This is a genomic window from Shinella sp. M27, from assembly GCF_049199905.1.
GTDB lineage: Bacteria > Pseudomonadota > Alphaproteobacteria > Rhizobiales > Rhizobiaceae > Shinella.
Genome location: NZ_JBLZPK010000008.1, coordinates 10,681 through 25,872, shown reverse-complemented (window position 1 = coordinate 25,872; position 15,192 = coordinate 10,681). Strand labels below are relative to the sequence as shown.

The window sequence follows — 15,192 nt, the reverse complement described above, 5'->3', positions numbered from 1 at the left end:
TTATGAATGAGCCAGGCACATCACCGCAAGAAACACCCCGAAGCCGTCCGCCAGCAATTGCTGGAGGTCGCGGCGAAACTGTCGCTCGAGAAGGGGCCGGGGAGCGTAACGCTCGACGCGGTCTCGCAGGCCGCAGGGGTCAGCAAGGGCGGGCTGCTGCATCACTTTCCCAACAAGCTGTCGTTGCTCGATGGCCTCTTCGCCGATCTCACCGACAAGCTCGACCAGGCGTTGGCGGAGAAGATGCGCGACGATCCCGAGCCGAAGGGCCGCTTCACCCGCGCCTATATCGCGGTGTTCTTCCAGCCCGAGGGCATGGCGGATGGCGAGAAGTGGCAGGTGCTGACGATCGCGCTGATTTCCGAGCCGCATCTGCGCGAACGCTGGCGACAATGGGTGGACCGCCACCTCCAGGAAAATGTCGGCACGGACTCGGCGCTCGATACGATGCTTGTGCGCTATGCGGTGGATGGTCTCTGGCTTGCCGATCTGCTCGGCTCGCCGAGCATGGATGCCGCAACGCGCGCCGCGATGATGGACAAGCTACTGGCGATCTCACGCCTCTGACCGGATTTTTTGGGCGCCGCCGCGCCGGAGACAGACCCATGAACCTCACCACCGTCTATGCCGTCCTCGTCGTTGCCATCGTCTTCGAAGTGCTCGGCACCTCCGCCATGCAGGCCGCACAGCATTTCACGCGCATCGTGCCGACCACGATGATGGTCGTCTGCTATGCCATCGCCTTCTTCTTCCTGTCGTGGAGCCTGCGCTATGTGCCTGTCGGCATCGCCTATGCGATCTGGAGCGGCCTCGGCATCGTGCTGATCTCGGTCGTCGGCTACTTCGCCTTCGGCCAGAAGCTCGATTTCGCCGCCATTGCCGGCCTCGGCTTGATCATATCGGGCGTGCTGGTGCTGAACCTTTTCTCCAAGTCGACTTTTCATTGAAAGAGGCTGAAATCGAAGCGGACCCCGCTTGCCAAAAGCGGGGCCGGGCCTTATCGATTCCGTCGAATTGAAACCGCTTTCAATTTTACGGCTTCGAGAGGTGAAGACCCATGGCAATCCGCACCATCGTATGGGGTGAGAACATCCACGAGCAGACGAACGAGATCGTCCGCTCGATCTATCCGAACGGCATGCACAACACGATCGCCGACGCGCTGAACACGGACCCCGCAATTTCGGCGACGACCGCGACCTTGCAGGAACCGGAACACGGCCTGACGGAGGCGCGCCTTGCCGAGACGGACGTGCTCATCTGGTGGGGCCACAAGGATCACGGCGCCGTCGACGACGCGGTGGTCGAGCGTGTCGCAAAGCGCGTCTGGGAGGGCATGGGCCTTCTCGTCCTGCATTCCGGCCATTTCTCGAAGATTTTCAAGCGGCTGATGGGCACGCCCTGCGCGCTGAAATGGCGGGAGGCCGGCGAGCGCGAGCGTCTGTGGAACATCAATCCGCGCCACCCGATTACCGAAGGCCTCGGCGACAATTTCGTTCTCGAAAACGAGGAAATGTACGGCGAGCAGTTTTCCGTTCCCGAGCCGCTGGAGACAGTGTTCATCTCGTGGTTTGCCGGTGGCGAGGTGTTCCGTTCGGGCCTGACCTGGCGCCGCGGCGCCGGCAATATCTTCTACTTCCGTCCTGGCCACGAGACCTATCCGACCTACCACGATGCCAATGTGCAGAAGGTCCTGGTCAACGGCGTGAAATGGGCCTTCAACCCGCGGGGCACCTATACGGCAATCCACGACGCACCGAACGTACCCGTCGAAGCGGCGCTGGAGCCCATCGTCGAGCGCGGCCCGAGACTCCACCAGGCCGGCGAAGCCGGGTATCGCTGAGGTTTTCATGCGTCTTCTCGTTCTTGGAACCGGCGGCATGGCCAACAGCCATGCCCAGCATTTTGCCGCAATCGACGGCGTCGAACTGGTCGGCGCGGTCGATGTCGATCCGTCGCGGGCGAAAGCCTTCGCCGAGACACACGGCATTCCCAACGTCTTCACCTCGCTGGAAGAGGCGATCGCCTGGGGCGATTTCGACGCGGCGACCAATGTGACGCCCGACCGCGCGCACCACCCGACGACGCTGGCGCTGCTGGCGGCGGGAAAACATGTCATGTGCGAAAAGCCGCTGGCGGAAAATTACGCCAAGGCCGACGAGATGGCACGGGCAGCGGAAGCCTCCAGCCTCGTCACCATGGTGAACCTCACCTACCGCAACGTCGCGCCCTTGCAGAAGGCACGCGAAATGGTGCTGGCGGGCGAAATCGGTCGCGTGCGGCATGTCGAGGCGTCTTATCTGCAAAGCTGGCTCGTTTCCAAGGCCTGGGGCAACTGGGCGACGGAGAGCCAATGGCTCTGGCGGCTCTCCACCCGGCATGGCTCGAACGGCGTGCTCGGCGATGTCGGCATCCATATTCTCGACTTTGCCAGCTACGGCGCCGGCAGCGATGTGGAGCACGTCTTCGCCCGGATGAAGGCTTTCGACAAGGCGCCAGACAATCGCATCGGCGAATATGATCTCGATGCCAATGACAGCTTCACCATGACCGTCGATTTCGCCAATGGCGCGCTCGGCGTCATCCATTCCAGCCGCTGGGCGACCGGCCATCTCAACGAGCTTCGCCTGCGCATGCATGGCGACAAGGGCGCGCTGGAGGTCATCCATTCGACCGAGGGTTCGCAGTTGCGCGGTTGCCTGGGCGAGGATGTCGAGAAGGCCATATGGCGAGACCTCGATGCCGGCACGGTGCCGACGAACTACCAGCGTTTCGCGGCGGCGGTTTCGGCCGGCGAACAGGTCGAGCCCGGCTTCCGCCATGCCGCGGAACTGCAAAAAATCCTCGATCTCGCCATCGAGACCGAGAAGGAGCGCCGGGAAATGAAGGTCTGAGATCAGCCCGGCGCCGGACCTGTCGAGCCGCGGATGATGAACTCGACGGGCCATACCTCCTGCAAGGTCTCGACCGCTTTCCCCCGCAACAGCTGCAAGACCATGTCGCCGATCCGCTCGCCCGCCGCGCGGATCGGCGATTGCGTCGTGGTGACACCGGGCACGAGATTGTCAGGGCTCAGATAGGGGAACACATCGTCATGGGCGATGAGCGAGACGTCGTGCCCGACGGTCAGTCCCGCAATACGGATCGCCCGCATCGCGCCGAGCGCCGACATCATCGAGCCCGCGATGACCGCGGTGGGCGGGGCGGGCAGGGTGAGGAAGGCCTGCATCAGACGGAAACCGGTCTCGTCGGTGAATTCGCCATGGCCTGTCAGATCGGGATCGAACGGCAGGCCGCGAGCGGCAAGTGCCGCGTGAAAACCGTTGCTCCGGTCGCGCGCATAGGTGCTGACGGTGTCGCCGTTGATCAGAGCAATGCGGCGGTGGCCGAGATCGGCAAGGTGGCGGGTCGCCGTTTCGATGGCGCCGAAATTGTCGATGTCGAGAAAGGCGAAGGGTTTTTTGGCCTCGCTGCGCCCGTGCACCACGAAGGGCAGGCCGAGTGTTTGCAGAAGCGCGATGCGGGCATCCGTGCAGGCGGGCGTATGCACGATCACCGCATCCACGCGCTTGCTGGCCGCGAGCCTTCGATAGGCGGCGGCCTCGTCCTCGTCCGTCTCGACGGTCGAGACGAGAATATCGATGCCGTCTTTCTGAAGCCGTGTCGAAAGGCCGCCCATGAATTCGCTGGAATGCGGCCCGAACCGCCCGCCGCCCTGAAAAACGATACCGATCGCGCCGGCCCGGCCGGTTGCCAATCGCTGCGCGCTGTTATTCGGCCGGTAGCCCAGCCGTTCGGCGGCGTCCAGCACACGGGTGCGCGTCTCGGGTTTCACCTCCGGATATCCGCTCATTGCACGGCTTACCGTCGTCTGGGACAGGCCGATGCGAGCGGCAAATTCCTTGAGGTTCATCCTTCGTCCTTGGTGGTCGGTTCCCGGCCTTTATGAACCCTCGGCGCTGGAGCGGCAAGCGATGGGGTGGGGTGGCTCAAAAATCTATCTGCGGATGTCCATCGCGTTTTCAAAACGTGACGCGAGGTTGCATGCCCCCGCTTGTATTCTCAAATAAGCACGCTAAGGTTAATATTATTAACGATTAGGTTGTGTTTCCGGGCGGTTTTCGACCCGACGCGCATGCGGATTTGAGAACGCGCGGGCGCAATTGCGCCTGCGGCAAGAAACGTCTTTCCGGGCAGATGAGCACGGAACGCTTTGCAGTCATCTTCGGGGGAAGACCCATGCGGGCAGGCACAAATGGGCCGGTCGCAGCAGGTCCGTCTGTGCGAACGGATCTGGCGGCGGAAGACGGACGGAAGCCGGCAAACAGCTGGTTCCGTTGGGCGTGGACGGCTCGGCCGGCGCAGCGGCCTGAACCGCTACGGGTTTACGGCGCCGCGCCAGCCGGCCGCCGGCCCGCCTATCTTCGCACATTGGATCGGTTGTTCGGTACCCGGCGGGCTGGTCTGGGTGAGATCCTTCTGTCGCGCGGCCCCGTGCTTTTCCTGATGATCGAGGAGGCTTTCCTTTCCTATGTCGTCCTCTGCCTGTTGCGTGCGGTCGTTGGCAGGCGGACGGCGGGATTGCTTTTGCGTCCCCTGCCGCTTGTCGCGTCAAAGCGCTGGCGCTGCCGGATCAAGCGCAGACTGCTGCACGGGCTCAAGCGGCTGGATGCGGTTCAGACGCTGACGATCCTTCCCTTCACGGTGCTTCCGGCGGCCGCTTTCGTTGCAAAGGACTGGATTTACGATATCGAACTCTGGGATCTTACGGATGAAGAGCGTGAGGCGGTGGACCACCTGCGGCGCGAACGGCAGCCGGGTGACCGTCTGGTCCTGACGTCCCTTGGCCGGCAAAGCGCGCGCAAGGGGTTTGCGCTTTTCAGTGAAAGTTATGGATGTTGTGCGGCGCTGCGCGACCGTTTCCGCTTCATCGCTTGCGGCCGGGTGGAACGGGGACTGGCCCATTGCGCCGACGCGTTCCGCGCGGCGGGCGGGGTGGTGGTCGATAGGGCCCTCTCGGATGCCGAGCTACTCGGCGCCTATGCGGCGAGCGATGCGGTCTGGTGCCTCTATCCGCCGTCAGGCGATCACGCCACCGGGGTTTTGGGGCGGGCGGCGCAGCTCGGCATTCCCGTCGTCGTGCGGGAGGGATCGTTGGCGCACCGCCTCGCGGTCATCGAAAACATCCCGCATGTCGCCGCGACGGCGGAGGGTGTCGCCTTGCGCCTCGCCGGCCCGTTGCCGCCGCGCGATGCGCAGCGGGGGCGGCGCATGGCACAGGATTTCGCGCGGCAAAGCGAGGCCCGGCTGCGCAGGGCGTTCGGGCTTGCCGTCAACAGGCTGCCCGCCGAGGTGTGAGCAGTCTTAGACCAGACGCTTACCGTCTTCGCCAATGACCTTCTCGCCGTCTTCTTTCGCGAAGGGGCCTTTGTGTGTGTCCGGAAGGATGTCCAGCACCTTTTCGGACGGCCGGCAGAGCCGTGTACCCAGCGGCGTCACGACGAAGGGCCGGTTGATGAGGATCGGTTGGGCGATCATGTGGTCAAGCAGGGCATCGTCGGAGAGGGCAGGGTCGGCAAGGCCGAGCGATGCATAGGGCGTGTCTTTCTCGCGCAGCGCCGCGCGGACGGTCAGTCCTGCCGCTGCGATTATTGCCGACAGCTCCGTCTTGGATGGCGGGGTCGCGAGATAGTCGATGACCTTCGGCTCCAGGCCGGCATTGCGGATGAGCGCCAGCGTGTTGCGCGAGGTGCCGCATTTCGGATTGTGATAGATCGTTGCGTCCATGGTCGCCGGCCCTTTCTCAAGCACTTGTGTGGGAAGGCATAGGCGTCGTGCGGCAATCGTCAAGCAGGGTACGTCTTGACGAGTCGCATAAGCAGTAATATAACTTGTTATATAAATGGGAATGAAGTTATGACGGACGATATTGTAAGGGCGCTTGGCTATCTCTGCCTCGGCAGCCGTCTCAAGCGCATCGGCGAGCAGGTGCAGGCGGATACCCAGCGTATCATGGAACATATGGACGTAGACCTGCAGGCCGGGCAGTACCCGTTGCTCGCGGCCATCGATCGGCTGGGGCCGCTGTCCATCGGCGATCTCGCGGAGGCGCTCGGCGTCACCCAGCCGGGCGTCACCCGTGCGGCGGGCCTGCTGGCGGAGGCCGGCTACCTCACCGCACGGAAAGAAAAGGGCGACCAGCGCATTCGCCGTCTCTCGCTGACACCGGAAGGGGCGGCGCTGATCACCCGCTCGAAACGGGAAATCTGGCCGGCGATCGAGGCAGCGGTGCGCGAGGTCTGCGACGCCCTCGATGGCAGCCTTCTCGACCGGCTCGATCAGATGGAGGATGCATTGCAAGAAAAGCCGCTGCACCGCCGCGCCCGCGACAAGGAGGGAAACCGCCCATGAACACCTTGCTCGACCGACCGATCTGGAGCGCGCTTTCAACCGTCCATGCACCGCTTGCCGAAGGCGACGGCCTTGCTCGCCGCTATGCGCCGGGGTTCCTGTCGCTTGCGGGAACGGCGGAGGACACGCCGCAGGCCGCAGCCGATTTCGCGTCCCTCGTGCGGCCCGGTGAAACGCTCTATTTTCTCCAGGCTCATCCTGTCCTGCCGCCCGCCGGCTTCGAAACGCTGGTCGCGACGGAGGCCGTGCAGATGATCGCACAGGATGTCCCGGTCATTGCGCCGGACGAGGCCATCGTTGCGCTCGGCGCTGAGGATGCCGAGGAGATGATGGCGCTCGCCACATTGACCAAGCCCGGCCCCTTCTCGCTGAAATCACAGGCGCTCGGCCGTTTCTGGGGCGTGCGCGAAGGTGGACGCATCGTCGCCATGGCCGGCGAGCGCATGAAGCAGCCTGGCTACACCGAGCTCAGCGGCGTCTGCACGCATCCCGACCATCGCGGCAAGGGCTATGCGCGGCGCCTGTCGCTTCATGTCGCCGCTAAGATCGTGGAGGCCGGCGCACAGCCCTACCTGCATGCCTTTGCCAGCAATACGGCCGCCATCGGTCTTTACGAGACGATCGGCTTTTCGCTGCGCCGGTCCATGCATGTGGCGGCGCTACGCCGGCCTGACTGACGTTCAGCGCCCTGTCAGCCGCATCATCGATTTTGCCGCCAACAATGGCAGGATCGCAGATGAACGGTTTTCTCAAAAAGGCGGCGCTCGTCCTCGGCATCGGCGCCGCGGTGGCCGGCAGCTATCTCGTAGGCATTCAAGTGACGGGCAATTTCGCCCCCGTTGTGCCGGGCGAGGTCTATCGCTCGAACCAGCCGACGGCCGCCGACATCGCAGGCTATGCCGGACGCTACGGCATCCGCACGATCATCAACCTGCGCGGCCGGCACGAAAAGGAGGCCTGGTACGACGAGGAGGCGGCAACGGCAAAACGCCTGGGCATCGGGCTCGTCGATTTCCCGATGGTCGCCGACCAGCGTTTGGACGCGAACGGTGCGGCGCGGCTCGTGGCGATCCTGCAGGATGCGCCGCGGCCGATCCTCATTCATTGCCGGTCGGGTGCCGACCGCACGGGCCTTGCCTCCGTCATCTATCTCGCCAAGATTGCCAAGGTGGACGAGGAGACGGCCGAGCGGCAGCTTTCCGTGCGCTACGGTCATATCGGCATCCCGTTCCTGTCGCCGACTTATGCCATGGACGAAAGCTGGGAGGCGCTTGAAACGGCCGGCAGCTAGAGCAGAAAATCACCCTTCGTCAGGATGATGGGGTCGTCGAGATGGATGGCGAAGTCGGCAAGGCCGTCGCCATTCGTATCGCCGTAAATATAGGTGCCGGAGAGCGCCTTGTCGTAACGCAGCTCGCCTGCTTCCTTGTGAAATTTCTCCGTGCCGATGAAGACGAAAGCCTGATCGGCGGCGATCTTCAGGTTCGCATCGAGGGAGCGCAGGTCGATCCTGTCGCCCTTGGTAAAGTCGAAAATCGTGTCGCGCCCGCTCGCCGCGACGGTGGAATCTGCTGTGGTGAGGAACACGAAGACATCCTTGCCCGCTCCGCCATAGAGGGAATCGGCACCTCGGCCGCCCGTCAGCGTGTCGTCGCCGGCGCGCCCGTCGAGCACGTTGTTGCCCGCATTGCCGAGAAGCTTGTTTGCGAGCGTGTTGCCCGTCCCGTTGATGCGGGCCGTACCCATCAGCGTCAGGTTCTCGGTGTTCGCGGCAAGGGTCCAGCTGACGGAGGCCTTGATGAGGTCGATGCCTTCATTGGCGTTTTCAACCGTCAGGTCCTTCAGATTGTCGATGATGTAGGTGTCGTTGCCGGTCGCGCCATAGAGTCGATCGGCGCCCGCGCCGCCATCGAGCGTATCATGGCCGGCATAGCCATAGAGAATGTCGCCGTCCTTGCTGCCGCGCAGCATGTCGTTTCCCGCACCGCCCTTGAAGATGTCGGGCGAAATGCCTTTGACCGTCAGGGTGATATCGCCCGTCGCTGTGCCGCCCTTTCCATCGGAAACCGTATAGCGGATGACGACGGCCTTGGCCTCGCCGGTGCCGATATTCTGGTTGGCGGCAAGCGTCGGATCATACAGCAACCGGCCGTCCTTGGTGATGGATACGCTGCCGAAACCGGAGCGGACGGATGCGGCGGTGACTTTGAGCACGTCGCCATCGTCATCATGCGCGCGCGACAAGACATCGAGGGTCAGCGGCGCATTTTCGAAGGTGGTTGCAGCGATGGTTGCGGGTAGGGTTGGCCCGTCGTTCACATTGGCGACGGTGAGCGTGAAGGTGGCTTGCGCCGTGCTTCCGCTCAAGTCCGTGGCGACCATGCGGATGATCAGAGTGCCCACGGCGCCGTTGTCGGGCGTGCCGGAGAAGGTGCGGGTGGCGGCGTTGAATTTGAGCCAGCCGGGCAGGGCGCTGCCGTTTGCGAGCTTGGCACTATAGGTGAGCACGTCGGATTTGTCGGGATCGATGAAGGTGCCCGAGGGAATGGTGTAGGAAAAGGCCTTGTCCTCGGTCGCAACCCGTGCCGGAATGGTGGTGGCGACCTGAGGGGCGTCGTTCACATTGGCGACGGTGAGCGTAAAAGTGGTTTGCGCCGTCCGCCCGCTCAAGTCCGTGGCGACCATGCGGATGTTGAGGGTACCGACGGCGTCGTTGTCGGGCGTGCCGGAAAAGGTGCGTGTCGTGGCATTGAAGGTGAGCCAGCCGGGCAGGGCACTGCCGTTTGCGAGCTTCGCGCTATAGGTGAGCACGTCGGATTTGTCGGGATCGATGAAGGTGCCCGAGGGAATGGTGTAGGAAAACGCCTTGTCCTCGGTCGCGGTCTTCACGGGTATAGCAGCCGCGACCTGCGGGTCGTCGTTCACGTTCTGCACGAGGAGCTTGAGAACCGTCGACCCGGTTGCGCCGCTCGTATCGGTCGCCGTCACGCGGATGAGCAGGGTGCCGACATCGTCATTGCCAGGCGTTCCGGAAAATTTTCCCGTCGCCGGATCGAAATGCAGCCAGGCGGGAAGCGATGCTCCGCTCGTCAGTTTGGCGCTGCGGATGAAGGTGTCGAACGTATCCGGATCCTTGAACGTATCTGCCGCAAGCGTGAAGCTGAAGGCTTGCTCCTCTGTCGCAGTCTGCTGTGGAATTGCCTTTGCCGTCGGCGCATCGTTGATCCAGAAGATGCGTTGGTAGACACCCTTGTTGGAGCCATCCTGGTCCCCGGATTCCCAGACGACGACCCAGGCGTCGTTTGCAAGCGCTCTTATTTCGGGCAAGAGCTGGCTTCCGGCCATATAAATGTTGACGCGGATTTCGCCGCCGATGGCCTCGCCATCAGCGTTGAAGGCCTGCTGATAGACGCCTCCGCCATCGCCGTCCTGCTGGAAGGATGTCCAGGTGACGACCCATCCGCCGCCCGAAAGCGTGGTGATCTGCGGTGCTGCCTGATCGGAAGGTGTATAGGTGTTGACCTGCCTCTCCGCGCCGACCGCATTACCCCCGATGTCGAAGACCTGCTGGTAGATGCCGGTGCCGAACTCCTCGTCCTGACCCGCGGATTGCCAGGTGACAACCCATCGGCCGTTGGCAAGCGCGGTGATCTGCGGCAGGGTCTGGTCGCCGGCCTCGTGGCTGTTGACGCGGATATCCTGGGTGCGGGCCGTCCCATCGGAATTGAAGACCCGCTGGAAAACGTCAAGGCCGGAAGCGCCGGGCGATTGCCATGCGACAACCCATCCGCCATCCGGAAGCGGCATGATCTGCGCATCCGTCTGGTCTCCGGCATTCGCGAGATGGACACGCGTTTCGGATGTGACGGTGCCGTCGGCGGCAAAAAGCCGTTGGTAGATCTCCCAACCAGCCAGGTTCTGGCTTTCCGATTGCCAGATCACCACCCAGCTGCCGTCCTCGAGAGCGGCAATACGGGCGCCGGATTGATCGCCGCGATGCTCGACATTGACCCGCGTCTCGGCGTCGATCGGCTGATGGTCGGCGCCATAGGCCTGCTGGTAGATACCCCAACCGGCGCCATCCTGCCCGTAGGACTGCCAGGTGACGACCCAGCCGCCGCCGGGAAGGGCGGCAATCTCAGGCGAAATCTGGCTGTTGACTACCGTCCCGTTGATCCGGGTTTCCGGGCCTGCCGCATTGCCCGCCGCGTCAAAAACCTGCTGGTAGATGCCGTTGCCGGAGCCGTCCTGCCCATAAGATTGCCACACCACAACCCAGCCGCCGCCATCCAGCGGCGCGATCTTCTGCCCGAATTGCCTGTTATCTATCGTCGAATTGACCTGGGTTTCGGTGCCGGCCGGCTGTCCGTCGGGGGAAAAGGCCTGCTGATAGACGCCGAGCTCCGATCCGTCCTGGCCTTCGGAAGTCCAGGTCACAACCCAGCCGCCATCCGCCAGCACCGCGGTGCGCGAACCGACCTGCTCACCGTCGACATAGCTGTTGACGCGGATTTCGTCAGTGCCTGCGACTGCCATATCCTGTCCCCCAAAGGCAAGATCACGCCGCAAGCATCCAATCCCGGCAACGAAGTCGCCGGGTGCGTGTCATTCCGTTCTGGTGCAGTCCGCGCCTTCCCCGTGCGGCGACAGAGCACTCCTACCACCTTGTACAGGGGCGTGCAATCTTATGGCGATGAACATAAACGTATCGGTTGTTTTGGATTGCAGTCTGACTTCGCAGCCGGCATCGCTTTTTTGCGATGCGCGGCTCTGTTATCGTGCGTGCATAGCGATTCGTCGGCATCGGGTGCAGTGACAGACAACAGACCCTTGGAGACGCGCGATTTTATTATAATCGCCGTCGCGGTTTCTTCCGTGCTCTACAATGGCGTGCTCGCGTTGATCAACGCGCACGTGATGCCGCTCGGTTTTGCCCATGTGGCGCTGACGGAAATCCTCATCCTCTTTGCCGGCCTTCTCTATATCCTGCGCAAAGGGCTTTACGAGGAGGACATCGGCGTTCTTCTCTTCACCGTCTTCACGCTGGTGATGGCGATCTATATGTCAGCCATCAACCGCATGGTTTTCGTCGACTATTTTCGCAATATCCTGATCATCTTTTGTTTCGCTACGCTCGGCACCTGGTCGAACCGGGCGACAGTGAAGGCCGCCTTCCTGCTGTCGCTGGCGGCTGTCATGGCGGTGCTGCTGTGCGAGATTTTCTCGCTGACGCTCTATGCCGATCTCTTCAAGCCCGGCTATTACTTCCTGACAACGCGCGGGCTCGAGCCGCCGGAATGGGACAAGACCGGTCTGTTCGGCAATGCGCTCGGTTTCAAGGGACGGCTCAGCTTCGGCCTGATCGGTCACCGCGCCTCCTCGCTGTTTCTGGAGCAAGTATCGCTATCGAACTTCGGCGGCGTGATGATGATGTACACGCTGTTCTTCTGGGACGAGATGAAGCGCGGGATGAAACTGTGGCTTGTCGCCTGCATCGTGCTGATCCTGCTCACGACGGCCTCGCGCACCATGCTGACCTTTGCCGCCGTCTGCGTAGGCGGATATTTTGTCTTCCCGCGCGTGCCGAAGCTGGTGAGCCTTGTGACCATGCCGCTGATCCTGCTGGCCGGCACCGCGATCTTCCTGCTCAATCCCAACGCGACGGGCGACAATCTGAACGGTCGCATCGTGGTGACCATGCGCCACGTCTCCGAGATGGATGTTTTCGGCTTCCTTGGCTTCTATGCCACAAAGGCCGCGTATTATGCCGACAGCGGCTATGTCTATATCATCTATGGCGGCACGATCTTCGCGATGATTGCTTTCTGGCTGTTTGTATCGCTGTATCCGGCGGGCGACACGCCCGCGCAACGCCGGCTGGCACAGGCTTTGCCTATCTTCCTGTTCTTCAATCTGATGATCGGTGCGACGCCGGTCTTCACCGCCAAGATCGCCGGATTGATGTGGCTGCTGGTGGGCTATGCCCGTCAACAGACGGCGCCGCGTATGATGCCCACGGTGGTACCCGCCAGCACCGCTGCCCTGCCACGGAAAAGCCTGTCGTGATGTCTTGCCAGAACCCGCACCAACGTTTCTCTGTGAAAATCGGCGGGCCCAAGGCGCTGTACCGCCATGCGTTTGCGGGCCTGCTTTTTGCCGCTGCCGTTGCAGCGCAGCCTGCGGCGGCGGCCGGCGTGTGCTTCAAGGGCATCAACCTCTCGGGCGCCGAATATGGTGACCGCGACGGCGTCGAAGGCAAGAACTTCATCTACCCCTCGGAAAAGACCGTCGCCTATTTTGCCGGCAAGGGCATGAATATCGTGCGGCTTCCCTTTTCCTGGGACCGGCTCCAGCCGACGCTGAACAGCCCGCTGAGCGCGGCCGAGGTCGACCGGCTGAAGGCGGCCGTGCAGGGGCTGCGCGACCATGGGATGACCGTGCTGCTCGATCCGCACGCCTTCGGCTATTACGACAAGGCCCGGCTTGGCACGCCCGACGTGCCGGCCTTCGCTTTTGCCGACCTCTGGATCCGCCTTGCCGCGGAATTCGCCAACGAGCCCGACGTACTCTTCGGCCTGATGAACGAACCCTACGATATTCCCGCCTCCGAATGGCTCGGCATGGCAAACGACGCTATCGCCGGCATCCGCAGCGTCGGTGCACGCAACCTCGTTCTCGTGCCGGGTACACGTTGGAGCGGCGCGCATAGCTGGCGGGTGGAAAGTCCCGGCGGTTCGAATGCGGAGATCATGCGCGGTGTGAAGGATCCGATCGACAATTACGCCTACGAGTTTCATCAGTATCTGGATGCCGACTCCTCGGGCACCGCTGCCGGCTGTGTGGCGGCGGAAGCGGCAAATGCCGCCCTGGTCGACGTCACGGCCTGGCTGCGCGAAACCGGCAAAAAGGGGTTTCTCGGCGAGTTCGGCGGCTCGCAGGATGCAGCCTGTCTGGCCGGCCTCAAGGCGATGACCAGAACGCTTGACGACAATGCCGATGCCTGGCTCGGCTTCAGCTATTGGGCGGCGGGAGATTGGTGGTCACCGGAGGAGATCAACAATGTGCAGCCGACGGCGAAGGGCGAGCGCAAGCAGCTTTCCGCTTTGCCGCTGACACCGGGCAAACAACCGGATGCAAAAGCCTGCTCGACCCTGCCGCCGGCCTGACGGCTGAACGGTCGGAAGTCCCCTTGAGTTACGTCTCGTTAACTATAAGGCAATAGATTCCAGACCGGATCGCGACTCGGCCCCGCCGACGAATCGACTGGATTTTTGATGAGCCGAGCTGGAAAAAACGACGACCTGAAAGGGCTTCCGGGCAGACGCCGGGGCAGTCCCGTGCTGTCAATTCATACGACCGCGCGGCGTGGTTTCGTGAGTGACGGTTCTCTTGCGCGCGGTATTCATGATGCCGTGCCGCGGCGGGCAGGGGGCCTCGAAACGCCGCTTCCATCCGCTGAGAAGGATGTGCCGCCGCAGATCGTGCGGGAAACGGTGGTCGAAGAGCACGAGAATGTCGCAGCGGCGCCAGACCCTGACACCCGCGTCGCGCTGCTCGATGCTGGCACGATCCTGCGTGCCGCCTGGAGCCATCGCCTGTTGATCCTGGCCCTTATGGCGCTTTTTGCGGTGGTTTGTGGCGTTCTGGTCCCGACGATGCCGCGGAAATACACCGCGCAGACCAGCCTCTATTTCGACCCGCGCCAGATCGAGCTCAGCGATACGAATGCCCAGAGCAGCGCGTCCCCCGACGTCATCGTGTCGATGATCAACAGCCAGTCGAAGATCCTGACCTCGCCGAAGGCGATCGGGCAGGTGGTCGACAAGCTGAAGCTTCTGGACAGCCCGATGTTCTCCGGCGTTTCCGGCGATCCGGCATCGCGCAAGACGGCGATCGTCGCGGCGTTGCAGCGTGCTGCGGCGGTGGAGCTGGAATCCAGTTCCTATGTCGTGACGCTCTCCGTGACGACCGCTGACGGCGGGGTTTCCGCCGATATCGCCAACGCGCTCGTCGATGCCTTCCTCGAAGAAGAGAACCAGGCCTTTTCCTCGATCTATCAGCGCACGAATTCCGCCCTCGACAGCCGTCTGCGCGAGCTCAGCGAAGAGGTGCAGCAGGCGGAAGAGGCGGTCGAAACCTACAAGGCCAGCAATGGCATGGTCACCGCCGACGGCAACCTGATCGCCGACAAGCGGCTGGTGCAGCTCAACGAACTTTTGACCACCGCACAGAAGGCGTCGATCGAGGCCAAGTCGCGGGTGGATGCGGCCGTGAACTTCAAGCTTGAAGACGCGATTTCGGCCAATGGCCAGCAGGATCAGGCGTCGTCCGCCCTGACCGACCTGCGCCGGCAATATGCCCAGCAGGCCGCAACGGTCGGCAGCCTTGAAAGCGCGCTCGGCGCCCGTCACCCGCAATTGCTGGCCGCCAAGGCCTCGCTGAAAGGGCTCCAGGCGGAGATCCAGGCCGAGCTGCAGCGCAATCTCGCGCGCGCCCGCTCCGATCTCGCCCAGGCCCAGCAATCCGAGCAGCAGGTCGCCAAGGAACTGTCGATCCAGAAATCGCTGCAGAACAACACGCAGCAGCGCCAGGTCGGCCTCAACGATCTCCAGCGCCGCGCGACGGCTGCCCGCGAGATCTACGAAGCCGTGCTGAAGCGTGTGCGCGAGACGAGCGAGGAAAAGAACCTCGCCCGCAGCAATATCCGTGTTCTCTCGGAAGCCTCCATGCCGCAAAAGGCCGATGGTCCCGGCCGCAGCATGCTGCTGGTCGCCGGCCTCG

14 protein-coding genes are annotated in these 15,192 nt (G+C 63.0%); 11 read left to right on the top strand and 3 right to left on the bottom strand.

Annotated features, from left to right (window positions below; all coding sequences use genetic code 11):
* The first annotated feature begins 6 nt into the window (after positions 1-6).
* The 4 genes from ACOZK4_RS02345 to ACOZK4_RS02330 all read left to right on the top strand — a co-directional run bounded on the left by ACOZK4_RS02345 (position 7) and on the right by ACOZK4_RS02330 (position 2,894).
* Entirely contained in the window at positions 7-567 is a 561-nt protein-coding gene (locus ACOZK4_RS02345; RefSeq protein ID WP_421590208.1) for a TetR/AcrR family transcriptional regulator, read from the top strand.
* A 38-nt stretch (positions 568-605) separates the two neighbouring features.
* Complete coding sequence (locus tag ACOZK4_RS02340; protein WP_421590206.1) at positions 606-947, top strand: DMT family transporter; 342 nt, start codon at positions 606-608, stop codon at positions 945-947.
* Positions 948-1,057: 110 nt separating this feature from the next.
* Positions 1,058-1,843: a ThuA domain-containing protein gene (locus tag ACOZK4_RS02335; RefSeq protein WP_421590204.1), complete on the top strand. Its 786-nt coding sequence runs from the start codon at positions 1,058-1,060 to the stop codon at positions 1,841-1,843.
* 7 nt (positions 1,844-1,850) lie between these two features.
* Positions 1,851-2,894 (top strand): Gfo/Idh/MocA family protein, encoded by a 1,044-nt coding sequence (locus tag ACOZK4_RS02330; protein WP_421590202.1) that lies wholly within the window; start codon positions 1,851-1,853, stop codon positions 2,892-2,894.
* Between the two features lie 2 nt (positions 2,895-2,896).
* Here ACOZK4_RS02330 and ACOZK4_RS02325 read toward each other — a convergent pair whose 3' ends face one another.
* Positions 2,897-3,913 carry a LacI family DNA-binding transcriptional regulator gene (locus tag ACOZK4_RS02325; protein WP_421590200.1) on the bottom strand — a complete coding sequence of 339 codons (1,017 nt, stop codon included), beginning with the start codon at positions 3,911-3,913 and terminating at the stop codon, positions 2,897-2,899.
* Positions 3,914-4,197: 284 nt separating this feature from the next.
* On the opposite strand from ACOZK4_RS02325, the gene ACOZK4_RS02320 reads away from it, so the two are divergent.
* Positions 4,198-5,358, top strand: a complete 1,161-nt coding sequence (locus ACOZK4_RS02320) for a hypothetical protein (RefSeq protein WP_421590198.1) — start codon at positions 4,198-4,200, stop codon at positions 5,356-5,358.
* A 6-nt stretch (positions 5,359-5,364) separates the two neighbouring features.
* Here ACOZK4_RS02320 and arsC read toward each other — a convergent pair whose 3' ends face one another.
* A complete protein-coding gene (gene arsC, locus ACOZK4_RS02315) occupies positions 5,365-5,787 on the bottom strand; it encodes an arsenate reductase (glutaredoxin) (protein WP_421590196.1) in 423 nt (140 codons plus the stop codon).
* A gap of 129 nt (positions 5,788-5,916) precedes the next feature.
* Between arsC and ACOZK4_RS02310 the strand changes: the two genes are divergently transcribed.
* From ACOZK4_RS02310 to ACOZK4_RS02300, 3 genes are read left to right on the top strand one after another with little or no spacing between them, the layout of a single operon-like run.
* Positions 5,917-6,411: a MarR family winged helix-turn-helix transcriptional regulator gene (locus ACOZK4_RS02310; RefSeq protein WP_421590194.1), complete on the top strand. Its 495-nt coding sequence runs from the start codon at positions 5,917-5,919 to the stop codon at positions 6,409-6,411.
* Entirely contained in the window at positions 6,408-7,088 is a 681-nt protein-coding gene (locus ACOZK4_RS02305) for a GNAT family N-acetyltransferase (RefSeq protein WP_421590192.1), read from the top strand. Before ACOZK4_RS02310 ends, ACOZK4_RS02305 begins: the two co-directional genes overlap by 4 nt.
* Positions 7,089-7,147: 59 nt before the next feature.
* The gene (locus ACOZK4_RS02300) at positions 7,148-7,702 is read left to right on the top strand and encodes a dual specificity protein phosphatase family protein (RefSeq protein WP_421590191.1); all 555 of its coding nucleotides are present in this window, start codon (positions 7,148-7,150) and stop codon (positions 7,700-7,702) included.
* Here the strand turns inward: ACOZK4_RS02300 and ACOZK4_RS02295 are convergent.
* Entirely contained in the window at positions 7,699-10,947 is a 3,249-nt protein-coding gene (locus ACOZK4_RS02295; RefSeq protein WP_421590190.1) for a putative Ig domain-containing protein, read from the bottom strand. The two genes, ACOZK4_RS02300 and ACOZK4_RS02295, sit on opposite strands and share 4 nt — an antisense overlap.
* Positions 10,948-11,223: 276 nt before the next feature.
* On the opposite strand from ACOZK4_RS02295, the gene ACOZK4_RS02290 reads away from it, so the two are divergent.
* The 3 genes from ACOZK4_RS02290 to ACOZK4_RS02280 form a co-directional block, all read left to right on the top strand.
* Complete coding sequence (locus tag ACOZK4_RS02290) at positions 11,224-12,477, top strand: hypothetical protein (protein WP_421590188.1); 1,254 nt, start codon at positions 11,224-11,226, stop codon at positions 12,475-12,477.
* Positions 12,477-13,577: a glycoside hydrolase family 5 protein gene (locus ACOZK4_RS02285; protein ID WP_421590187.1), complete on the top strand. Its 1,101-nt coding sequence runs from the start codon at positions 12,477-12,479 to the stop codon at positions 13,575-13,577. Before ACOZK4_RS02290 ends, ACOZK4_RS02285 begins: the two co-directional genes overlap by 1 nt.
* 207 nt (positions 13,578-13,784) lie before the next feature.
* Positions 13,785-15,192 (top strand): GumC family protein (locus ACOZK4_RS02280; RefSeq protein WP_421590186.1); only part of this gene is annotated, 1,408 nt, incomplete at its 3' end.